At 55.1% G+C, this 21,104-nt stretch carries 20 protein-coding genes and 2 pseudogenes; 10 read left to right on the top strand and 12 right to left on the bottom strand.

Translation table 11 applies throughout. The features are described from left to right. Positions 1–140: 140 nt before the first annotated feature. Positions 141–344: pseudogene (locus tag MNU25_RS08030) on the bottom strand (thioredoxin family protein); the annotation flags it as partial. Positions 345–356: 12 nt separating this feature from the next. Continuing rightward, positions 357–806 carry a thioredoxin family protein gene (locus MNU25_RS08025; RefSeq protein WP_240984586.1) on the bottom strand — a complete coding sequence of 150 codons (450 nt, stop codon included), beginning with the start codon at positions 804–806 and terminating at the stop codon, positions 357–359. A gap of 509 nt (positions 807–1,315) precedes the next feature. On the opposite strand from MNU25_RS08025, the gene MNU25_RS08020 reads away from it, so the two are divergent. Continuing rightward, complete coding sequence (locus MNU25_RS08020) at positions 1,316–1,606, top strand: late competence development ComFB family protein (RefSeq protein WP_240984585.1); 291 nt, start codon at positions 1,316–1,318, stop codon at positions 1,604–1,606. Between the two features lie 119 nt (positions 1,607–1,725). On the opposite strand, the gene MNU25_RS08015 is transcribed toward MNU25_RS08020, so the two are convergent. Continuing rightward, positions 1,726–2,079 carry a hypothetical protein gene (locus MNU25_RS08015; RefSeq protein WP_240984584.1) on the bottom strand — a complete coding sequence of 118 codons (354 nt, stop codon included), beginning with the start codon at positions 2,077–2,079 and terminating at the stop codon, positions 1,726–1,728. 28 nt (positions 2,080–2,107) lie between these two features. On the opposite strand from MNU25_RS08015, the gene MNU25_RS08010 reads away from it, so the two are divergent. Further along, positions 2,108–2,782, top strand: a complete 675-nt coding sequence (locus MNU25_RS08010; protein WP_240984583.1) for a Crp/Fnr family transcriptional regulator — start codon at positions 2,108–2,110, stop codon at positions 2,780–2,782. Positions 2,783–2,798: 16 nt separating this feature from the next. On the opposite strand, the gene MNU25_RS08005 is transcribed toward MNU25_RS08010, so the two are convergent. Beyond that, positions 2,799–3,668, bottom strand: a complete 870-nt coding sequence (locus tag MNU25_RS08005; protein WP_240984582.1) for a hypothetical protein — start codon at positions 3,666–3,668, stop codon at positions 2,799–2,801. A 141-nt stretch (positions 3,669–3,809) separates the two neighbouring features. Between MNU25_RS08005 and MNU25_RS08000 the strand changes: the two genes are divergently transcribed. Beyond that, positions 3,810–6,062 carry a DEAD/DEAH box helicase gene (locus tag MNU25_RS08000; RefSeq protein ID WP_240984581.1) on the top strand — a complete coding sequence of 751 codons (2,253 nt, stop codon included), beginning with the start codon at positions 3,810–3,812 and terminating at the stop codon, positions 6,060–6,062. Here MNU25_RS08000 and rd read toward each other — a convergent pair. The 6 genes from rd to MNU25_RS07970 all read right to left on the bottom strand — a co-directional run bounded on the left by rd (position 6,056) and on the right by MNU25_RS07970 (position 11,621). Beyond that, positions 6,056–6,217 (bottom strand): rubredoxin, encoded by a 162-nt coding sequence (rd, locus tag MNU25_RS07995; protein WP_240984580.1) that lies wholly within the window; start codon positions 6,215–6,217, stop codon positions 6,056–6,058. The genes MNU25_RS08000 and rd overlap by 7 nt on opposite strands. 99 nt (positions 6,218–6,316) lie before the next feature. Continuing rightward, the gene (locus MNU25_RS07990; RefSeq protein ID WP_240984579.1) at positions 6,317–6,700 is read right to left on the bottom strand and encodes a RidA family protein; all 384 of its coding nucleotides are present in this window, start codon (positions 6,698–6,700) and stop codon (positions 6,317–6,319) included. Between the two features lie 173 nt (positions 6,701–6,873). Beyond that, entirely contained in the window at positions 6,874–7,311 is a 438-nt protein-coding gene (locus MNU25_RS07985; protein WP_240984578.1) for a hypothetical protein, read from the bottom strand. Between the two features lie 131 nt (positions 7,312–7,442). Next, the gene (locus MNU25_RS07980) at positions 7,443–8,141 is read right to left on the bottom strand and encodes an HAD family hydrolase (RefSeq protein WP_240984577.1); all 699 of its coding nucleotides are present in this window, start codon (positions 8,139–8,141) and stop codon (positions 7,443–7,445) included. A 730-nt stretch (positions 8,142–8,871) separates the two neighbouring features. Beyond that, positions 8,872–11,040 carry an L-lactate dehydrogenase (quinone) large subunit LdhH gene (gene ldhH / locus MNU25_RS07975; RefSeq protein WP_240984576.1) on the bottom strand — a complete coding sequence of 723 codons (2,169 nt, stop codon included), beginning with the start codon at positions 11,038–11,040 and terminating at the stop codon, positions 8,872–8,874. Positions 11,041–11,042: 2 nt separating this feature from the next. Then, positions 11,043–11,621, bottom strand: coding sequence for a LutC/YkgG family protein (locus MNU25_RS07970; protein WP_240984575.1), 579 nt, complete (start codon positions 11,619–11,621; stop codon positions 11,043–11,045). 433 nt (positions 11,622–12,054) lie between these two features. Here MNU25_RS07970 and MNU25_RS07965 point away from each other — a divergent pair, with 433 nt between their 5' ends. The 4 genes from MNU25_RS07965 (at position 12,055) to MNU25_RS07950 (ending at position 15,351) form a co-directional block, all read left to right on the top strand. Next, positions 12,055–12,195: a hypothetical protein gene (locus tag MNU25_RS07965; protein WP_240984574.1), complete on the top strand. Its 141-nt coding sequence runs from the start codon at positions 12,055–12,057 to the stop codon at positions 12,193–12,195. A gap of 171 nt (positions 12,196–12,366) precedes the next feature. Beyond that, positions 12,367–13,047 carry a response regulator transcription factor gene (locus tag MNU25_RS07960; protein WP_240984573.1) on the top strand — a complete coding sequence of 227 codons (681 nt, stop codon included), beginning with the start codon at positions 12,367–12,369 and terminating at the stop codon, positions 13,045–13,047. Positions 13,048–13,086: 39 nt separating this feature from the next. Further along, complete coding sequence (locus tag MNU25_RS07955; RefSeq protein WP_240984572.1) at positions 13,087–14,643, top strand: sensor histidine kinase; 1,557 nt, start codon at positions 13,087–13,089, stop codon at positions 14,641–14,643. A gap of 60 nt (positions 14,644–14,703) precedes the next feature. Next, positions 14,704–15,351, top strand: a complete 648-nt coding sequence (locus tag MNU25_RS07950) for a LysE family transporter (RefSeq protein WP_240984571.1) — start codon at positions 14,704–14,706, stop codon at positions 15,349–15,351. Between the two features lie 36 nt (positions 15,352–15,387). On the opposite strand, the pseudogene MNU25_RS07945 reads toward MNU25_RS07950, so the two are convergent. Further along, positions 15,388–16,137 (bottom strand): annotated as a pseudogene (locus tag MNU25_RS07945) (precorrin-6A/cobalt-precorrin-6A reductase); the annotation flags it as partial. 227 nt (positions 16,138–16,364) lie between these two features. Between MNU25_RS07945 and MNU25_RS07940 the strand changes: the two are divergent. The 3 genes from MNU25_RS07940 to MNU25_RS07930 all read left to right on the top strand — a co-directional run bounded on the left by MNU25_RS07940 (position 16,365) and on the right by MNU25_RS07930 (position 18,798). Then, the gene (locus tag MNU25_RS07940) at positions 16,365–17,078 is read left to right on the top strand and encodes a hypothetical protein (protein ID WP_240984570.1); all 714 of its coding nucleotides are present in this window, start codon (positions 16,365–16,367) and stop codon (positions 17,076–17,078) included. A 180-nt stretch (positions 17,079–17,258) separates the two neighbouring features. Beyond that, positions 17,259–17,555, top strand: a complete 297-nt coding sequence (locus tag MNU25_RS07935) for a CC/Se motif family (seleno)protein (protein ID WP_240984569.1) — start codon at positions 17,259–17,261, stop codon at positions 17,553–17,555. An 82-nt stretch (positions 17,556–17,637) separates the two neighbouring features. Further along, positions 17,638–18,798: a pyridoxal-phosphate-dependent aminotransferase family protein gene (locus MNU25_RS07930; RefSeq protein WP_240984568.1), complete on the top strand. Its 1,161-nt coding sequence runs from the start codon at positions 17,638–17,640 to the stop codon at positions 18,796–18,798. Between the two features lie 653 nt (positions 18,799–19,451). On the opposite strand, the gene MNU25_RS07925 is transcribed toward MNU25_RS07930, so the two are convergent. Beyond that, on the bottom strand, positions 19,452–21,062 hold the full coding sequence (locus MNU25_RS07925) for an L-lactate permease (protein WP_240984567.1): 1,611 nt from the start codon (positions 21,060–21,062) through the stop codon (positions 19,452–19,454). Positions 21,063–21,104: the final 42 nt, after the last annotated feature.

Genomic DNA, 21,104 nt, shown 5'->3' with positions numbered 1-21,104 from the left:
TGGCTTACAGACAAAATCGGCACACCCAAAACGAGGACCGCCATCCTTGGGAAGGCGGTCCCCCGCTTTTTAATACCTTTGTCGCAATTACCTTGTTGTAATTACCTCGTGTCCCGTCTCTTTCCATAAAGCCTTTTGGCCTATTGCACCGCTTGCATCAGATTCCGGACGAACACCGCCTCCGGAACCGCGCCTTCAAACTGAACCGTTTCATTGATCACGGATTTGGGAACACCGAAAACGTTGTACTGTTGTGAAAGCTCGCCAAACTCCGTCGCCTCGATACATTCCGCCTTAATGTGCGGATTGGCCAGGGCCAATTGATGAGCCGTGCGCACGGCACGGGGGCAATGGGGTCAAGTGGGGGTGACGAAAACTTTAATCGTCACATCTTTCTGCACCGCCTCAACCTGTCGGACAATATCAGGGGCAAGTTTAGTTTGTCCCGCCGACAAGTCGGCTAAATCCTCTATCAGGGTGCCGAACTCATAACCGGAGGGTATACCGTAAAAACGCACCCCTGAATCTGCGTCCGCTTTTTCCAAGATCAAAGCGGGTACTCTTTGTACATCATAACGTTTAAGTTCCGCATCCTCTTTGCCGGGAACTTTGTGCACCGCCAGCTTGATCTTGTCGCTGAGCTCCGAAACCTCCTCAGCAATCTGCTGCGTCTCCGTGCAGTACATACAGTCGTCCGGCTGTCCGCCGTCTTGAACAAAGAGACGCATGGTGACGGGTTCCACCAAATTCTGGTCAAAAAAGCCCCTAATCGCAGTGGCATCCTTTTCCGACAATAATTTCGCCAAAATTCCTACCTCCTTCTCCGAGCAGGTTGACACTCCTTAAGCCCCAACGCAAGGCGTGTTCAAAGCCCATTAAACTCTGCCTTAGTCTCTCCTGGGCCGGCAAAATTTATGTTTTTATTATAAACGAGGATACCCCGGATGTATACCCCTCAGGGGTAGAACGAGGTTAGTTAATTTCTATGTATCCTATAGCCTTTGACTTTCGATAGCCTTTAGCCCTTTAACTTTATATAGCCCTTTAACTTTATATAGCCCTTTAACTTTATATAGCCCTTAACTTTTCTCTCCACTCAGCCGCGGGCTTGGGTTGTGTCTCTTTCCGTGCCGGCTTTTACCAGGTGCGAGGGGTGGCGGGCGAACCGCTTGCGCCCAAATTCTTTCGTCCCCTGTCAATTTTGCCCGAATGCCTTGTTCTTTGCGGCCAAAATCGTTATGATTGGGCTTAGGACGATGTAAACCACTAGGTATGGATACTGTCCCCCACTATCTATTGAGGGAGATGTAGGCAAATGTTCGAACTCAACAACATCACGGAAATGGTGGTTCGCGAAGCACTCCAAGACTACCTTCGCCAAGCCAAGCCACCCTGTACCTGCGACCGCTGTCAGGCCGATATTTTAGCCCTGGCTCTCAACCGCCTGCCACCGCGTTATGCCGTCACCCTGCGGGGGGAAATCCTCAGTACGTGGGAGTCCAGGGCTTTGCCAAGCCATGCCCGCATCATGTCTGAACTTGTTCGGGCCGCAGAACAGGTTGCGGCCGCACCTTCTCACCCTCTGCCGGCAGAAAATCCCGGTTGAGGAAAACCGGCCCGCTGTCTTCGGATCTTTATCTCTCAAGTGAGTCAAACAGTCCACTGAACTGTTTCAACGGTACAGACGATAAATGGCCCACTTTGCCGGAAGACAGCGGGACTTTCTCAAAGCGGCTGAGCGTAAAAACCCCACTCATAGCGGTCAAAGCGGAGCACAAGGGCGGCGGGAAAGGTCCGCGCCTCTATGAACTGGGACAAAGGAAAAAAGACCTTGGCCCCCGTGTTGTTGACCAATTCGAAAGAGACAGCATCCAGAGTGAGGTGACCCGTCTCAATGCGGTCTTCCCTGCGAATGATCTCCCTGACCATGCAGCTCAACTCAAGCAGCACCGTGGTCTCATCGGTTCTGAGGACCGCCTGCCAACGTTGTCCGCGCAAACCGGCGAGAGCGGCCGCCAAAATAATCTCCTTGCGGCCGGAATCACGGTATTCCGTTCCGGCCAGGTAACTTTCTCCCATACATATCTCTCCCAAGGAAGTGTCAGCAATGATCACAACCCGTGAACTTCTGCGTTTCGACCTCTTTTCTTTCCTCAGCCGGGAAGAAGTTTCTCTTTTCCTGCCACATTTGCAAGAAAGGCGCTGCCGGAAAGGCCACATTCTCTTCGTTGAGGGCGAGATCGGCTCTGTGGTTTATTTTGTCCTCCACGGCCAGGTTAAATTGAGCAAAATGACCCCGGACGGGGAAGAACAAATCCTCGATTGGTGCGGGCCCTATGACAGTTTTGCCGAAACCCTGCTCCTGGAAAGCGGCTCATACCCCGCGACCGCCGAGGTCGTGCGGGACGGAACCCTTCTCGTTTTAAACAACGAGATCATGCCGGCCCTGCTGGAGGAGCATCCCCGTCTGGCCGTAGCTTTGGTCCGCATCCTCAGCAAACGTCTGCGCCTGGCCCAGGAGTTTATCCGGATCCTGACCAGCAAGTCGACGGCGGGCACCTTGGCTTCTCTTCTCTTGCGCCTGGCCCGTCCGGCCTCAGCCCCGGACGCGCCCATCTATATTCAGCCCGGTCTGACCCACCGGGATTTGGCCGGAATGATCGGCACCTCGCGGGAAGTGGTTAACCGTTCCCTCAGCGCCTGGAAAAAGTCCGGAATCATCCGCCCGACCGCTGAAAAGCTTGAAATCCTCAAACCCCAAGAACTGGCGGACTGGCCCTAGTCAACCGCGGCATCCGCTAGATGCGCACGCTGAACACTTGGCTTTCTTCCTCCTCGCCGCCCCGTTCCAAGCGGCTGACCGAATGCCAGCACTCTTCCCAACCCACTCCAGGCTGGCGCCGCCAAAAGATCATAGCCGCGCGCAGCCGTTCGGCCGCACCCTCTCCCATCACCGCGGCAGAGGGTTTTTTTGCTCCCCAAGCATTCAGCCACTCGAGATAACACTGAACCAGTTCCGCGGATTGGTGTTTCAAATAACGCCAAGTGTAGGCGGCAACGATCGTGTGCAGCATCGGCTCCTCCGAACCGCGGGTAAAACCCTGACCATCCAAATCCTGGCCGGCCGCGAGCAGCAGGAGAAAGAGAAAGTGAATGCGGACCGCTTGCCGCAGCTGTTCCGGATTCGCGTGGCTAATCTCCGCCAAACGTCCCAGAGGCCGCAGATAAATCTTGACCGCGGGTTCATGCAAGCTCAAGGTACCGAACGCGGCCAGAGGGACCGGAAAAAGGTCCGCCAAATTGTTTTCCTGAAGTTCTGCCATCAGTTCGCTTTCGGCCTGGGTCAGGCGCTGCTGGTTTTTGCTCAACCTATCCCCTGTTTCCCGCAAAAAAGTTTCGGCTTCCTGTGGACGTTCCGGCGGTTCCTCAGCCCATTCTTTGAGCCGCGAACGGCGCGGCAGAAGGATATCCAGTATTGAGGCGGTCTCCTGGTGCAGGGTTTGAAAACTCCTGCGCACCCGCTCGGGATGACGGTAAAAGCCACGCATGAGGGTTTCGGCGGGCCGCGGTATTTCCAGCGATTCCTCGAAGCGTACCAGAGCCTCCCCATCGCGTTCCGGGAATTTCAATCCCATCGCACGTTCTATATCCAAACGCAAAGACGGCACAGTACTTCCCCCTTTGGCCTTGTCTTTTCATAATGATCATATGGATTGGGGGGAAACTTAAGACCACTCACCCAAAATTTGACCCTGGGAAAGCCGTTTGCTAAAATTGGGGGGGATTTTAGGAAGCGAGTTGAACAGATAATGTCCAAACGAATATACCGCGGATACACTCTTGACCCCTTTCAACGTGAAGCCCTGGCAGCCGTGGATGCGGGCCAATCCGTCATCGTGGCCGCTCCCACAGGAACAGGGAAAACCCTGGTCGCCGACTATTTAGTGGAAAAAGCTCTTGAAACCGGAGAACGGATCATTTACACCGCTCCCATCAAAGCGCTCAGCAACCAAAAATACAAAGACTTCAAGATCCGGTTCGGCGAAGAGAGTGTCGGGATCTTAACCGGAGATATCGTCTTAAATTCCGGCGCCCCCCTCCTAATTATGACCACGGAAATTTTCCGCAACCAAGTTATTACGGAAGAGCCGAGTCTGAACAATGTCAGTCATATTATCTTTGACGAAATCCATTGGCTCAACGACGAGGAGCGAGGGACGGTCTGGGAAGAATCGATCATTTTGGCTCCTGCCCATGTGAAAATTTTGGGGCTCAGCGCCACCATTGCCAATGCCCGGGAACTCACCGCCTGGATCTCTTCCATCCGGCAGGAAGAAATCGCTTTGATCGAAGAACACAAACGCGCTGTTCCCCTTGAATACTACTACTATACCAAAGATACCGGCTTGGTCAGTTATGAAAAACTCTGGCGTTATTACCGTGACAAGAGCCGCGCAGTCCAGGCTTTCGACGAATCACCCTTTGCCACGACCACCCATTTGGATTTAATCCGCGCCATTCAGCGTCATTATCTTCCGGTTCTCTATTTTGTCTTCAGCCGCAAACTTTGCCTGGAGAAAGCCCGGGAACTGGCCGCCGGTACTAACTATCTGAAACCCGCCCAGCGGCGCCTGGTCGAACAAGCTTTCCTGGATCAGTTCGGGCCGCAAGATTACTGGTCCGCCTCCACTAAACAATTAAGGCGGGTCTGCCTCAAGGGAATCGCTTTCCACCACGCGGGCCTTCTCCCCGCCCAAAAAGTTCTGGTGGAAGAACTGTTCCAGCGGCGCCTGATTTTCGTACTTTACTGCACCGAAACCTTCAGCGTCGGAATCAACTACCCCGTAAAATCCGTCTGCTTTGATTCTCTGCACAAATTCGACGGTCACGGGTTTCGTCCCCTGGCTAACCACGAGTTTTTTCAAATGTCCGGCCGGGCGGGGCGCAGGGGTATTGATGAAACCGGCTATTCTTTTGCTTTGGTGGATTTTAACTACATGGAAAAGAACCCGCCGCAGAAATTTCAGCTCAATAAACTTGAACCCCTGTCCAGCCAATTCCGGCTCACTTATAATACGGTGCTTAATCTCACCGCCACCCTCAATTTGGATCAAATTGAAACCTATTTCAAGAAAAGCTTTTCGGCTTTTAACGCCCATCAGAGTTCTCTGAACCTCAAAGCGGAATTGGCCGTCACCGAAAGGGAGGCGACCGAAGGGAGACAGGTCTGTGAACACCTGGGATCCTACCGTTGTCCGCTCAAATACGAACCCAAACTGAAAGAACTCGAACGCTTGCGCCGGACCTACCAGAGCTTGGCGCCGCGCAAACAAAACCGGATCTACGGCCGGGAGATGGCCCGCAAGATCCGCAGCCTGGAACGGCTCCTGGCCCACCAGCCCAACTCCTGCCCCCCCCCCCGCCAGTCTCTCTGCCGCGATGCGGAAAAGACCGTCTTACGCGCGCGACATCGGATTAAGGAATTGGAGAGGGCCATCGCCAGCCTGGCTGATGAAAATATGTTCATACGGGAATTTGAACTCAAAAAAGCCCAACTGCGTCAGATGGGCTATTTGAGAGAGAATACCCTCCTGCCGCGCGGAACCTGTGCGGCTAAAATCTACGTACAGGAGCTTCTGGTCACAGAGTTCATCTTTTCCGGTCTCCTTGACACCCTTGATGATGATCAGTTGAACGCCCTCTTAAGTGGCGTGGATTTTGAAGCCCGCAAGAACGATCTTTTTCAGAAAACAAGCATCCTCGATCTGGACCCGGTTTATGAGATCGCGCATTATATCCAAGGGATCTGCGGCAAAGAGAGCATCCTCTACGACGCCCGTGTGGCCGCCATCACTTATGCTTGGAGCCAAGGCCAGCCTTTCGCCCAGGTTCAACGGCTGTGTAACTTAGACGAAGGGGACATCATCAGCGTTTTCCGGCGCACCCTTGATTTGCTGCGTCAAATTCGCGATGCCGTCAATGACTCCGCCCTGCGGGCCAGGCTCAAAAACTGTATGGGAAAACTGGACCGGGACGAGGCCTCGGTCATCGAAATTCAATGAGCGGGCTCAAACATGTCTTTGGCGACGCCGCAAACCGGGCAGACCCAATCGTCGGGCAGATCCTCAAAGGCTGTTCCGGGAGCAATCCCGCCGTCGGGATCCCCCACCTCGGGATCATAGATGTAGCCGCAAGCACTGCATACATACTTGAGCATACTGTTCTCCTCCGTTTCTCAAATGCTGTTCATCGGACCCAAATACTGTTCATCCGCTGCGAATGCGTTCATCCGTTCCAAATACTCTTCACCCGCGCTCTAGACTTCCAACATCGCGATCGCTTCGATCTCCACCTTGGCATCTTTGGGCAGACGGGCCACCTGCACCGCCGAACGGGCCGGCGGGCCGCCGGGGAAACTCTGGGCGTAAATAGCGTTGACAACCGCAAAATCCTGCATATCCGCCAGAAAGACCGTGGTTTTCACCACGTTGGCCAAAGAAGAACCTGCCTCTTCCAGAATGGCTTTGAGATTCTTTAAGGCCTGGGACGCTTGTTCTTCAACCCCACTGCCGGCCATTTCCCCATCGGGCTTCAGCCCCATCTGACCGGACACAAAGACGAAAGACCCCGCCGCAATGGCCTGAGAATACGGACCAATGGCCGCCGGAGCTTTCGTTGTTTGGATACTTTTCCTTTCCACAGTAGACACCTTCCTCACCTTTCTAATCCTTCCGACCCGCTCTTATGTCTCGACACCCATCTTTCCATCCCCACCCAGGACACCCCTTTCGCGCACCGGCCTGCGAAGCCGGCTTCATTCAATCGTGAGACTCCCCTTCTGCAAGTGGGGGCAGTTCCCCGTACTCTGCTCACTCATCCCGGCGTCAACGATTCCTCGTACAATGAAATATGGTACCTCTGCCAGACCAAACGGCGAAACTCATTGACACAGTCACAGGATTCGCCGTGCCGGCAGGACCCAACTTCCAGTTTTCCCAAGAGATGATGGTGCAATACATTGAGATTGATGAACACGTGATTCACTCGACGACTGGCTTTAAGGTAACACCGGAAGACAAGAAAAGCGCCAGCCGCGCAGAGCAGACTAAATACGGGATTCGCGCCCAGCCAGGGCAGAGTGAAAGCCGCGGCCCCGGTCAGAACCAGCAGGAATATACAGATTCCTTCACGCCGGCGAGCGGCCCGCAGTTCCTCCGAACGCTTTAAATATTCCTCAAACAAACGCAGGGTGGACGGTGAAAGACCAGACGGCCATGCCAGAGTCGCCTGGCCGGTGGTCAGCCAAAGCACTTACCGCACTCTCCCTTTAATGCCGGCAAGCGGATGACCCGCCACCGGGATTTTCCGCCTTCGGCCACAGATTACCCAGAAGAAGACTGGTACAGGTCGTCAATCCGCGCGAATTTCGACACCGCCTCCGGCTATAGATTGCCCAGAAGAAGGAGTTCCGTCAGTTCCGACAGATCCCCGCGGTAGTCCGTCTCCGCCGCTGCCGCAACGCCCGTCTCCAGCAGAAACGTCTTCATGCCCACCTGCCGGGCCGCCAGGTCTTCAACCGGGTGGTTGCCGACCATCAAACACTGGGTGGGCTCGACAGCCAAGGTCTCGGCCAGTTCACTGAAGAAACCCGGATGTGGTTTGCAAAAATGGAACTCCTCGATCGACGGAATCACCTTGAACTGCTCAGGAGTCAATCCCGCCCAGCGGATCCGTTCTTTGATCGCCTTCAGGGGCATAACCGGATTTGCGGCGACCGCCGCGAGGTACCCTTGCTGCAGCGCCGTTTCCACCACTTTTTCCCCTTCGGGATTTGCCTCTACCAAATACTCCAGATTAGGAAAGTCATGTTCATAGTATTCCTCAAAAATCGGCCAAAGAACACTAAATGAAATACCAACCGCTTTAGAAAAGTCGTCAAAAAAAGTCTGGAGATTCGTTCGGCCCGGCTTTGGCTCTTTAACCATGAGGTCCGTCGAACGCATCAGCTGTTTCGCAAATTTATCCGGTGAATAGAGGTGCGAAAAACGGGGGACAAGCAAACCCACATAATTGCGCATGAATTCTTCGTTGTCCATAAAAGAAAGCGTACCGTCCAAATCAAATAAAATCGCGCGAATCAAGCCATTTTCGCCCCTTTCCCCGGCCCGCGTCCGGTCCGGACCCCTCAGTCCCTTCCCCCCCCCGCGGACGGCCTATCCCTGAGAAGTACAGACCCTCCGCCGCCAAAAGCAAACCACACCGCCGAAAGCACTGATCGCGGGGAGATACTAATCACACAGTTATGTGTCCCCCGATTATGTTTCTCCCTTTATCTTCTTTTTCCTTCTTTATCAAGCCTATTTTCTTCACTTTTTCGCATATTATTTGTCCCAACCGCCAAAGGCCAAAGTCCCGGTAAAAAAAAAGACCCCTGGCGGGCCTTTGACCAGAAGCCGTTACGCGTGTTCAGTCATTCATCCGTGCCGCGGACTCCGGGTCTTCGCCGCGACGGTACGCTGCAGCCATACCACCGGACTCATAATCCCAAGGCAGCCTCGATCCGGTAAACGGGCATTACCGGAATTACAACCCCTTGAGTTGAGGAGCGGGGTGCAAACCGTTCCTGACGTTAATTGTACAGTTCCTGGTAAAAGTACTCTGCTCAACTCCGGGCCTGTTGCTCCTTCCGGGGAATTCCGAACCAGACGGGGCTCACCTCCCACCAGGGCCGGCGAAACATCCTTTCTCCTCTCCACGCGATCTCGCTCGCTTTCGTGGCAACGCATTGCCAAATTCATGTCGTGAGATAAAAGTTTGTCCGCCGTCTACCCGGATAATTCTTCCTGCAAGCCCTAAATTCCTGGCTCGAAACTAAGAAAGTTTTTGGTTCTTTTGTCGATGGCGTTTTTCGAGCAGGATCTCAGCCGTATGCTTAACCTTGATCGGTGAGCGGGCTTGATCGAGACCGCCCGAAATTTGCATCAGACAGCCCGGGCAGTCGACCGCCACCACGTCCGCCCCCGTCGCCTCAATGTTTTTGATTTTCTTCTCTAGGATCGGGGCTGAAATCTCGGGAAACTTAATGGAGTAGGAACCGGCAAAGCCGCAGCAATGGTCCGATTCGTACATCTCCACAAGCTCAATACCCGCCGTACGGCTCAGATGAGCGCGGGGTTCCCGGTAAACCCCCATCTTTCGTTTCAGATGGCAGGAATCATGATACGTCACTTTAAGGGGCAGGCCGTCGCCGCCCTCCGGCAGCCCTCCCAAATCGGCCAGGAGTTTGGAAAAATCCAGGGCTTTACGGCTGAGGACAGCCGCTCGTTCCTCCCAAGCCGGGTCCCCGGAGAGCAAGGCCGGATAACTGTCTTTCAGGGCATGCGTGCAAGTCGGACAGGCCGACACCACGTAATCCACGCCCTCGGCTTTAAGGGCTTCGATATTGAGCATGGCGGATTTCTTGGCATTGGGCTTATCCCCCATATAAACCGCCGGCGCGCCGCAGCAGGACTGCCCCTCGGGAAAGACCACTTTGTAACCCTTATCATTTAAAGCGGCGATGACACCTTCGCCGATTTTGGGGTAAACGAAATCGACCAGGCAGCCGGCGTAAAAGGCCGCCGTGCCTTTCACGTCTTTGATATTTTGAGGAATGCTTTTGAAAATGTCCCGAAAAGGAACCGGCGCAATGGCGGGAAGACTGCGTTTTTCCGTTAAACCCGAAAGAAACATCGGCAAATGCCGGATGACCGGTTGGCCCTTGGTCAGCGGCTTCTGGGCCAGAGAGGCCACTCGCAAAAGAGAGTGAAAGAGGCGGCGGTTGGCCACGATATCCAACGCAAATTTCTGGGTAAAGGGCAGACCCTTCTTCTGCGCAAAACGGGTGCGCAGTTCAAGGATCATCTCGGGAATATCCAGCCGTCCGGGGCAGATCTCCGCGCATTTGCCGCATTGCAGACAGAGATTCTGCGGATTTTCTGCAAATTTCTCCTCATTGAGAAAAGCAGTCAAAATGGTGCCAATGCCCCCGGTATAGATGTGTCCGTAAACATGCCCCCCGACTAATTGGTAAGCGGGACAGACGTTGAGACAGGAAGCGCAGCGAATGCACTGGAAAGTCTTCTTAAATTTGTCGTCGGCATACATTTTGCGACGGCCGTTGTCCATCAGAACGATATGGAGTTCTTTGTCCCGAACGCTCCCATCCGGCATGTACACCGGCGTAGGTCCGGTCACCATCGTGACATAACTGGTAATCGCCTGGGCGGTCGCATTGCGCGGCAAAGTTTGCAGGATGCAGCCGGCATCCTCAAACTTCGGCACCATTTTTTCCACCCCGACCAGGAAGACGTGAATCCGAGGCAGGGTGGCGGTCAGACGGGCGTTTCCCTCATTCGTGACGACCATGAGCGTTCCGGTTTCGGCAATGGCCATGTTGGCCCCAGAGATGCCCATATCCGCTTCCAAGAATTTCGAGCGCAATTCGGAGCGCGCGGTTTTAACCAGAGAGGCGATGTCCGGATCATTGATCCGCCCCAAATGATCCGTAAAAACGTCGGCCACCTGTTCTTTGGTCATGTGCAAAGCAGGCATAACCATGTGAGAAGGGGTCTGGTGGCAGAGTTGGAGAATCCACTCGCCCAAATCGGTCTCCTGGACGTCCATCCCTTTCGCCGCCAGGGCATCATTGAGGTGGATCTCCTCGCTGGCCATGGATTTGGACTTGACAATGCTTTTAACCTTGTGCTTCAAGGCCAGCTCGGAGATATAGCGATTCGCGTCTTCCCCTGTCTCGGCCCGGAATACCTTGGCCCCGCGGGCCGTCGCGGCTCGTTCAAATTGATCCAGCATCTCATCCAGGTGAGAGGCCGCATAGGATTTTACTTCTGCCACTTGATCCCGCAAAGCCTGAAAATCATATCCTTCATAAACTTGTTCCCTGGCTTTTTCGTAAAACTCGCCAAAACGCCCCAGAGCGCCCCTCAGGGTAGAATTGTCCAAAGCCTGTTCGATTTTCCCTTTAAACTCTTGATCGGCCATCTTTATTCGCCCTCCCGAACATCTTCATCCACAAGCAAGGCCAAGAACCGGCCCGGTCCATGAACTCCAATCGTCAGAACCCGTTCGATATCCGCCGTACGGCTCGGCCCGGTGATGAACCCCACAAACCCGGGGATCTCGGGCAAGCTGTGGATTAACCTCAGAGCTTCCGCTACCGTCGGAACGAGTTCAGACGTCTGGGCTAAGGCAACATGCAGGGGCGGGAGCATAGAAAGCAAGCGCTGGTCGACATTCGTTCCGATTTGAACCAATGTTCCCAGTTCCGCAATCCCCCACTTCAACTGGGTGATTCCGGCCTCCACGCCCGGAGCGGCCTGCCGGATGTTATCTGTCGTCACTTTTATACCCGCCCCCTGCAGCCGCTCCCGAAGGCCCCCTGCCCTGGTTAAAGGGCTTTCCGCTAAGCCCACCGTCCGGATTTTATTTTCTCGGAAAAAGGGAATCAGAAACGCGGCTATGTCTTCTGCCCTGCGAACCCGGCTGCACTCCCCCGCCATGGCGGTCAATTTCTCCCTAAATCCTTCGTACAGATTCTTCGGCCGCTCCCCCTGATTTAGCACGTGAACCCACTCCTTACGCGTTAATCTCTTCACAGGCCGCGGCCGTTTCAGCCCCCGCCACGTCTCCGTGCTTTTATGGTCTGGCCGCCTTACCATTATACTACGGAAATAGTCCAATCGTCTGTCTTTTTGTCTGTGAAAAACAAATTTTCCCGCTTCGCAACCCGCCGGAGAAAAGAAAACGACGAGACCCGCGCTGCTTAAGCAGTTGACACGAGTGGGATTGCTTTTCCTGCCTGCCTCCACGTCGAAACCAAGTATACAGTATAACAGCCTCTTAACTGTTCCAGTTGATTGCACTGATCGCAGCATCTGTTATATAATGATTAGCAGAAAAGGGGTTCCCTTCCGGCAGCTGACCGGCAGAACCCGGTAGGTAATTGAAATTCCCAACAACAAGTCCCGTATTTTCGAATTAGAGGAGGTTGGTAGGATGGAAACCAGGAAACTGGAGACTCCCGGTACCCTTGAACAGATCGATCTGCAAGTCGAAGAAAGCAAGACACTGCCCAGCACGGAAGAGATGCTCTCCGTTTTGCAGGAGGACCCTACCCGTTGCCTGTCTTGGCTGTGAAGAGCGGACCGATTCATGAATACCCGGACATAGGAGGCGTGCGTCGGCACGCTTCTTTTTTTACGAAAACAAAACTACCGTTGCCTTTCCCCCTTCCTCACGTTATAGTTGTATACAGAGGCAGCGTTTCGCCCGCTGCCACCTGCTTTCATCAGCGTTAGGAGGATCCGCATGCCCGGTTTTCCGTTCAGAATCCTGGTTGTCGATGACGAGCCTTCCATCCGTGAGATGCTGAGCTTTGGCCTTCGCCAAGAGGGGTATACTGTCAAAACGGCGGAGCACGGAGAAACTGCTCTGGAGCTGATTCCCCGCTTCGACCCGCATGTCGTTATTTTGGACTTGATGATGCCGGTCATGGACGGGTATGACCTCTGTCAGGCCTTGCCCCAGATCTCGCAAGCCTCCATGATCATGCTGACTGCCAAAAATACTCCGGCCGATATTGTACGGGGACTGAAGCAGGGAGCCAACGACTATTTAGTTAAACCGTTTCATTTCGAAGAGCTTCTGGCCCGCATAGAGGTCCAGCTGCGGACTCGCTTTCCGGACCTGACCGGCAAGCGCCAAATCGGTTCTTTCACCCTGGATGAGGCCTTTCACCTCATATCGTACCGCAGCGAGGCGTTGTCACTTTCGCCAACGGAATATAAGCTCCTGTCCCATTTCCTCTGGAATCCCGACCGGGTCCTCAGCAAAACCGCCATCCTCGACCATGTCTGGGGCTACGATTTTGCCGGAGAGGAGAATATCGTCGAAGTCTACATCCGCTACCTCCGTGACAAGCTGGGCGATAAGGATCGCAAACTGATTCAAACCGTGCGCGGAGTCGGTTATCGTTTTAACCCGGATTAACGTTTGCAGAAAAATCTTGTAGACGAGGAGCTGCCGAGTGTGGCCGGAGAAGAAGAAAGCCGGGTTCCGGCAAAGCCCGTATCCAATCAGACCAAGCCCTCCCCGGGAAAAAGCCGCTTTGCCGAATGGAGAAATTCCCTTTCGGCCCAGTTGCTTACTCGCTTTTGGCTGAGCCTGATTGTCTTTTTTATCATCGTCGCCCTAGTCCAGTACAAAGGGCTGCAAAGTTTCCTTATGCAGCAAGAACAAATCAACATCAAAACGGAAATCAATATCTTTGCCGAACGCACTTTGGACAACTGGATCACCCAAGCCACTCACCCTGCCTCGCTGTCAGACCTGCGCCCGGGTAACATCTTAGTGCTGTTTTCCCCCGACGGCCAAGTGCGCGGGGTTATCACCCAGCGCGCATGGCAGAAAGCCCCTGAGCTTCAAAAACTGCTTACGTCCAGGCTGTTTCCGCGTGGGAGCAAAAGCCACGCGCCTTTCGTCTGGACCGTGGGCAGAGGCAAGCGCTTTCTTGTCCTCTTCCGGCCGCTTCGGGCCGTTGCGGCCAAAGACTCAACTTTCTCCGCTCGTCCCTTGACCGGGTATGCCGCCGTGCTGGCACCCCTTACTCAGATGGATATCCTGCTTCAACATGAGTTGAGGCTTTATGGCATCACTGCCTTGATCATCATGATTTTGGGCGGCGTGGCCGCGTTTTACGTTGTCCGCAAACCCCTCAAACCCCTGCGCGGCATCTCCGATGTCTCCGCCAAAATCGCCGCCGGAGAATATAGTCTGCGCCTCCCGTTTTCGGGGGGAAGCTCCGAAATTGAGCACTTGCGCCTGGCCTTGAACCACATGCTGGGAATCCTGGCAGACACCTTGCACACCGAACAAAGCGCCCGCGAAGAAATGGCTCGTTTCATCGCGGACGCTTCGCACGAGTTGCGCACTCCCCTGACTTCCATTCGGGGCTTTTTGGAGATCCTTCTGCGCAACCGGGAGACAAATCCGGAATCTCTCCGGTCCGCTCACCGCTCCATGCTGACAGAGACGGAACGGCTCATCCGGCTCACGGAAGACCTCCTGACCCTAGATCACCTTGCCCTCATGTCCGCCTCCCAGCAGAAGGATATCGTCTCAACCGCCGTCGCTGAGGTTCTGTATGATCTGAGTCCGCTCCTGGAATCCCTGGTTCTTCCCCGCCTCTTGACGGTCCGGGCGGAGCCCTTGACCCTTCCTCTCACGGCCAATGAGTTGAAACAGGTTCTTTTCAACTTGGTCCAAAACGCCACGCAGCATACCCCGCCCAATGGCCGCATAGAAGTCACCCTGACCCGCTCAGCAGGGGACATCGTACTCTCCGTTTCGGATAATGGCGAAGGGATTGCTCCGGACGACCTGCCGCATGTCTTCGAGCGTTTTTACCGCGGCAGCCGCTCGCGCCAGCGCAACAAAGGACAGGGCGCCGGCTTGGGGCTGGCTATCGTCCGCGAAATCGCCCGGGTCCGGGGCGGACGCGTCGGAGTAAGCAGTGAACGCGGAGAGGGGAGCATTTTCAGTTTGTACTTTCCCGGGGCACATTGTGGGGACCGAGCTGCTGTCTGAGTACAGTCGGAAACCTCTCGGCGCAAACCAGGCAAGTCTCATAGCAGGAGGGTGTTTCTCATGACCTATTGGGCTATTTTCTTTGCCAGCCTGATGATGGGCTTTTCAGGCGCGATCATGCCGGGGCCCCTTCTCACCGTGACCGTCGACGCCAGTCTGAGAGAAGGGTCGCTGGCCGGCCCCAAACTGATTCTGGGCCATGCCCTGCTGGAATTTTCGCTGGTAGTACTTATTTTTTTCGGTCTGGGTGTTTTCCTCACCTGGAGCAGCGTTAAAGGTGTGATAGGAGTTATCGGCGGACTGTTTTTGCTCTGGATGAGCTATGGCATGCTCAAAAAGTCCACCCATAAGGACCTCGCCTTCAACAACCCGGCCGGCAGCCGTGAAACCAAGCGTCTTAACTTGATTCTGACCGGTCTCACGGTCAGCGCCTCCAATCCCTATTGGTCGATCTGGTGGGCCACCGTGGGTGCCGGTGCCCTTATGCTCGCCGCCGGCAACGGAGTGGCCGGGGCCGCCAGCTTCTACGCCGGACACATCGTTTCCGACTTTCTTTGGTATTCACTGGTCTCCACGGCCGTGGCGCGGGGCAGGAGAGTCTTCACTCCGCGCCTTTACCGGATGGTCCTGATAGTGTGCGGCGTTTTTCTGTTGGGACTGGCCCTCTATTTTATCCACTCCGGTATCAACTTCCTGCGCCTGCACTGACGGAAAATCCGCGAGCCTTGCCCGCAGCCAAGCCATGAGCTCCCGCTCCGAATAGACGGTCAGACCGGGCGGCGGTGCCGCCCGTTTCAACAAGACAACGTCCAGCCTCAAAGCCAAGGCCGCCGAGATTTTTGTATCCGCTCCCCCGGCAGAGCCACTGTCACGCATCATCAGGATATCTGTGCCGTAAGCCTTAAAAAGAGCCCGGTTAAGTTCTTTCGAGAAAGGACCTTGCATCGCTACTATGTCGCGTCCCGCCATACCGAGGTTTTGGCATTTTTGGACAAGTCGGCCCTCCGGCAGAACCCTGACGACAAACCGGACCTGCCGGGCAAAGCGGGCCTGCAAAAGTGTTTCCAGCAGATGACTCCCGGTGGTAACAAACACGGTTACCGGCCGGTTTCCGGATTCCCCCCGGCGGCGGATCAGTTCCGCCAGCTTGCCCATGGCTTCCTCCCACCCGTTAACCGCGTGAATGAGCGGGTTTTCCCGGAACCTCGTTTCCGGCCTCTCCAGACGGACATAAGGGATGTCTTCCCGCTCACACCAGCGGCGCAAGGGCAGAAAGTCCGTCTGACAGGACGGATGGCTGGCATCCACCACGGCCGTGCAAGCTCCGTCGGCGGACCAATCGCACACGCTCTCCCCTGCCAGCCGTTCCCCACTTTCACTAAAGTCCCGGGCTAACGGATCCTTGTTGGCCATCCTCATAACCGCTACCCCCGAGGCACTCAGTTGACGGCTGATTTCACGGGCCGCCGCCGTTTCCCCTAAAAGCACTATCATCATATTCCCCCAAAATCCGAACGTCGGCCGCCATCGTCGTTCATGTCCGCGCAATTCGTCCGCATCGTTCATGCCCAGCGTCCGCAGAGTATCATCTCTGCACGAATGACTTGCGTTTTATGTTATCAATCTCTTCCTCATATTGTCAAGAATCTTGGCGGATAGTTCTTCACCCAGCTCACAAACTAAAGGCGTACCATTTCGGCGCGATAAAGGAGCTGCGGAAAATGAACCCATTTCAACGCAAGCGGAGGGAACGCTTGCGGCAACATCCGGAAATTTGGCGTTCGCTCTTCTCAAATCCCGGTGAGGACACACTGAGTACCGTCAGGGAGTACTTGGCGGAACAAAGCGTCGTTAACCTTGCTCCCTGGCTGTTTCCAGTCCTTCCCCTTTGGGAGCAGGAAGCCTGTGAAGGTAACGAGCTCATCGCTCACATTATACGGCAGCTGGAAACCAGCCGGCTCAGCCCCTTACCCTCTGAAAACGCTTTGCTGCGTCCCGCCTTGCAGCGGATCCGGATCCTGGCCACTACCCCGGGTCTGTTCCCGTTTTCCGTCGAGCACATCCAAAAAGACCTGGCAAAATTTCTCGAATCCGCCGAACTACTGGCGGACTTACCTGAACTGGAAGTCGTCGCTTTCTCGCGGGAGGAGCTTTTCCCGCTTCGGCGGGATTTAGTCAATTTTTACCTTCCCCCCTTAAGCCGCCGCTATGTGCTTCAACTTTTCCACTCCGAGCGGCAGGAAGCCATCCTATCCCTTTTGGCCCACGTCGCAAAAAACTACCCGGTCTTGGGAACCTGCCGCCAAGCCTATGCCCTGATGCTCTCCCTTGAAAAAAGTGAAGTCTGGAGCCGCAACCCTTTCTGCCTGCGTCTGCTGGCCAATCGCTTCTGGGAGTTTTATGCGGCGGACACGACTTACGCGGAGGGGGTTTAGAACAGGCCCCTTGACCTTTTCCCCTTGCAACTTGAAAGCGAGATGTTACAATGAAGGGGGACGGCAGAAAGACCCGCCTCTGCCGGGTCCTGCGGCCGCTTGGGCGACGCCTTAAAGAATGACCGGTACCACATCCTTCTGCGAGCCGGGAAGCGGAAACCGGCGAAAGGGGGTCTGAAAATGCAATCCGCCCTTGCTTTTACCCCCCGAGCCCGCACCTATCTGGAAAAGCGCGGCGTCAGGGAAATTTATGTTGAACCGGTTAATATTGTGGAATGTTGTATTCCTGTGATTTCACCACCCAGCGTTCGCAAAGGAACCCCGCCGAAACCGGAAAATTTCCTCGTTCTGGAAGCCGACGGCATTCGGGTTTTCTATGATAAGGACTTATTGAGGCCTGACACCCTGACCATCGATACACAGAGTTACGGTTTTGCCAAGACTCTGGTCATCAAAGACTGGCACATTTCGGTTTAAAACCGCACTTGCTTTACAAAGCACTGTCAGGACGCCAAATCCGGCAGGCAGACTTTAGCGGAAAAGGTGGAGGAAAAAACATATGCCGAATAAAGAAATGCTTTTGATCCCGGGGCCGACTCCCGTAGTCGATGAGATCTACGAAGCGTTGGCAGCGGAAACCTGGGCCCATACCGACCCGCGTTTCGTTTCCGTTTTTGCAAACAGTCTTAAATTAACCAAACAACTCTTTAACACCGACGGCGAGGTCTTTGTCATCGCCGGTTCGGGGACGCTGGCGATGGAGATGGCCGTGGTCAATGTCTTGGCTCCCGGTGAAAAACTTCTGGTTATCAGCCAAGGCTATTTTGGCGATCGTTTTGTTCCGTTGGCCCAAACCCACGGCATTCAAGTCGAGACCTTGCAGGCGGAATGGGGGCAGCAAGTTGACCCCGGGGCCGTTGCGGACAAGTTAGCCCGCGAGAGTTTCAAAGCGGTCACTCTAACCCACGTGGACACCTCCACGGGTGTCGTGGCTGATTTGGCCGCTCTCGTTCCCATTATCAAAAGAAGCGGGGCCTTGCTCATCCTCGACGGCGTCTGCGCCGCCGCGGCCCTAGATGAAGACATGCAAAAGGAATACGGTGCTCCGGATTACAAAATCGATCTGGTCTTGACCGGTTCCCAAAAAGCCATTGGGGTCCCTCCCGGCTTAGCTATCGTAGCTTTCGGTCCCCGGGCCTTGGCGGCACGGGAAGCGCGCGGGCTAGTCGGCGGCTACTACGTCGACATCAAAAACTGGCTCCCGATCATGGAAAACCCCGGCCGCTATTATGCCACTCCTCCCGTCAACATGATTTATGCCTTTAACCGGGGCATGGAAATTGTGATGAAGGAAGACCTGCCCCGGCGTTACCGCCGCCACGAAGCTTTGGGCAAAGCCGTACGCGCCGCGTTGTCCACGTATGGCATGAAACCCTTGGCGAGCGAGCAAGCGGCGGCACCCACTCTGACCTGCTTCCTCTACCCGGAAGGCGTCGATGACCTGGCTTTCCGCCGGGCCTTGGCCGCCAAAGGCGTGGTCATCGCCGGGGCTCTGGCCTCCCTGGCCGGCAAAGCGTTCCGCATAGGCCACATGGGAAATGTGACCGGTGAAATGTTTAGCCAAGCTATCCGGCTCATGGGCGAGACTCTGACCGAGATGGGGCATGCTGTCAATAGCGAGGCCGCTGTGGCGAAATTTCGGGAAGTATATCAATTCTAGAGAAATGCGAATACGGAGAGGTGCCTGTCCAGACAGACTCACCCGCGCAGCGGCCACATCAGGGAATGAAAATGCCCGCGGGATAACTGCAAAAGCAGCACTGTCCATTCGTAGAGTGAACTCGTTGAATTAAAGCTGAACATCACGATAGTGTCCTGCGGACACTATCGCCGAACCGCAGGCTTCCGGTGGGCAATGACGGCCAAAGGCTGGGTTTGCCCCCAGCGAAGCGGGGTGCGGGCCACCACTCCCACGTGTAGAAGTGGGAGTCTCACGGTTGGATGAAAATGCTGCTTGACTGAAGGGCGCAAATCGGACCCATATGAAACCCCCGCTTGGCTCTGAGCGGGGGTTTCACTCTGGGCCGGCCTTTTATTTTTGCCGGCGCAAAAGCGGCGGGCCGCCCTCCGAAACAAGCTTTTCAAAGGATAACACCGCCGCCTGTTGCGTCCCTGCAAGCAGGGTCAGCTGCGGCTGACCTTTTCCCGCGGGCCCGCTTTCTGTTTGCGCGTTTGTCTCCGGGGGAGGTTCACGCACTCCGGTATCCAAGTCAGAGGTTCTTTATCCTAGTCCAAACCCGAACGCGCCGGAAGTCGTAAACGCGGCTTGAAGTCCTCAACACGGTTTAAACTTTCAGGGTTAAAGGTTCAGGCTCAAAGTCTCATGGCGCCCGGAGCCAGGACATAGTAGAGCACGCCAATGACAATCAGGTAAGCCAGAGCAATCAGCGTCCAGCCCATGTTGTGCCTGATAACCTCACCCTCGTTGCGGGTAAAGCCGGTGGTCGAAACCCCCACGCTGGCGGTCTGCGGTGCCACAGGCTTGCCGACTTCGGCGCCCACTGAGTTCAGAGACGGGAAGAGCAGCACCGGAGCCCCAAGGAGCTTGCCGACCATGGCTTGGAACCCTCCGAACATGGCGTTCGTGGACGTGTTGCTGCCGGACAGGGCCACCCCGATCCAGCCCAAGATCGGAGCCAGGATGATGTAAACCGGCCCGACTTTGGAGAAAGCGTAGGCCATAGAAGAGGCCATACCCGAGAAGTTAAAGAGATTGGCCAGTCCGAAAATAAAGAATCCGACCAACAAAGCCCCCCACATCTGGGCAAACGTTTTCTTGAACACTTCACCCAAAACCCGAAAGGATTTGTTGGCAAAGAGCAGAACGACGATCAGCCAAGATATGAGAATCCAAGTGCCGCCGGCAAAAATGTTCCAGTTGAAAGCAACCGCAACCGGTTTGTGGGTAATAGAGGAGAGCCCTTTGACCGAAGCCATAAAGAGGCTCAGGCCCGGCAGTTTCGACCAAGGCCCTGTACCGGCCAGGACCACCACCACGAGTATGGCAAAAGGAAGCCAGGCCTTCAGCACATCCCCGGTGGAGAGGGATTCACCCTCCGCTTTCCTGATACGCGCGGGGTCGACTTCCTGACCGCCGTAGCCCAAAATCTGTTTCGGCCGCCAGACCTTAAGGAAGAGAAGAATGCAGACAAACGAGACGATCGCTCCCGAGATATCCGGCAGATACGGTCCCAGGTAATGGGCGACCGGCCATTGCCCCAAGATATAGGAAAATGAGGCAACAATAGCCAAAGGCCAGGCATCTTTTATGCCCTTTCTGCCGGCGACCAGGTAAATGAGAATCCACGGCGGGGCCAGAGCCAGCACGGCCACAATATTTCCTACCGAAGCGGAGAGGCTCATCAAGGGCAATCCGGTCACAGCCGCCAGGGTAATAATCGGGGCCCCCATGGCGCCGTAGGACACCGGCGCATTATTGGCAATAGCCGTAACGCGCAGAGCATCCAAGTCGGCAATGCCCAGGGTCATGAGGATCGGCCCCACAACGGCCCAAGGGTAACCAAAACCGACCAGACCCTCCAGCAGAGCGCCGAAGGCCCAGGCCAAAAGAATGGCCTGAACCCGGACATCCGCCGTCGCCTGCTGAATCAGCCACTTGCGAAAGATCTCGAAAAGCCCGGTGTAATTTAGGGTGTAATACATCACAACACCCCAAAACGTGATCCAATCGACCGCCCAAATACCGGTGAGCCCGCCCCACCAATAAGCGGCCATGCCTGTCCCGAAGGGAACGTGCCAGACCACGATGGCAATGATGATGGTCACCACGGAAGAAATAACCACGGTGAGCCAGGCGGTCATGCGTACGACGGCCATTAAGAATAAAAGCAAGACGACCGGAATGAGGGCCGCCACCAAGGTGAGTCCCATATTGCCCAGCGGATTTAAAACCTGATGAAACACATTTTCTCCCTCCTCCATTGTTCCATGTTCAAGGTTATTGAT

This window comes from Acididesulfobacillus acetoxydans (genome assembly GCF_902729405.1).
Lineage (GTDB): Bacteria > Bacillota > Desulfitobacteriia > Desulfitobacteriales > Desulfitobacteriaceae > Acididesulfobacillus > Acididesulfobacillus acetoxydans.
Note: the sequence above shows the minus strand (reverse complement) of the source record. Positions and strands in the feature narration are given on the sequence as shown.

Bases quoted from the DNA above. Each gene is read 5' to 3' on its own strand.
- MNU25_RS08010 (WP_240984583.1), top strand. From the start codon at position 2,108: ATGATCACAACCCGTGAACTTCTGCGTTTCGACCTCTTTTCTTTCCTC.
- rd (WP_240984580.1), bottom strand. From the start codon at position 6,217: ATGCTCAAGTATGTATGCAGTGCTTGCGGCTACATCTATGATCCCGAG.
- ldhH (WP_240984576.1), bottom strand. From the start codon at position 11,040: ATGGCCGATCAAGAGTTTAAAGGGAAAATCGAACAGGCTTTGGACAAT.
- MNU25_RS07930 (WP_240984568.1), top strand. From the start codon at position 17,638: ATGCCGAATAAAGAAATGCTTTTGATCCCGGGGCCGACTCCCGTAGTC.
- MNU25_RS08015 (WP_240984584.1), bottom strand. From the start codon at position 2,079: ATGGGAGAAAGTTACCTGGCCGGAACGGAATACCGTGATTCCGGCCGC.
- MNU25_RS07960 (WP_240984573.1), top strand. From the start codon at position 12,367: ATGCCCGGTTTTCCGTTCAGAATCCTGGTTGTCGATGACGAGCCTTCC.
- MNU25_RS08020 (WP_240984585.1), top strand. From the start codon at position 1,316: ATGTTCGAACTCAACAACATCACGGAAATGGTGGTTCGCGAAGCACTC.
- MNU25_RS07940 (WP_240984570.1), top strand. From the start codon at position 16,365: ATGAACCCATTTCAACGCAAGCGGAGGGAACGCTTGCGGCAACATCCG.
- MNU25_RS07950 (WP_240984571.1), top strand. From the start codon at position 14,704: ATGACCTATTGGGCTATTTTCTTTGCCAGCCTGATGATGGGCTTTTCA.
- MNU25_RS08000 (WP_240984581.1), top strand. From the start codon at position 3,810: ATGTCCAAACGAATATACCGCGGATACACTCTTGACCCCTTTCAACGT.
- MNU25_RS07935 (WP_240984569.1), top strand. From the start codon at position 17,259: ATGCAATCCGCCCTTGCTTTTACCCCCCGAGCCCGCACCTATCTGGAA.
- MNU25_RS07965 (WP_240984574.1), top strand. From the start codon at position 12,055: ATGGAAACCAGGAAACTGGAGACTCCCGGTACCCTTGAACAGATCGAT.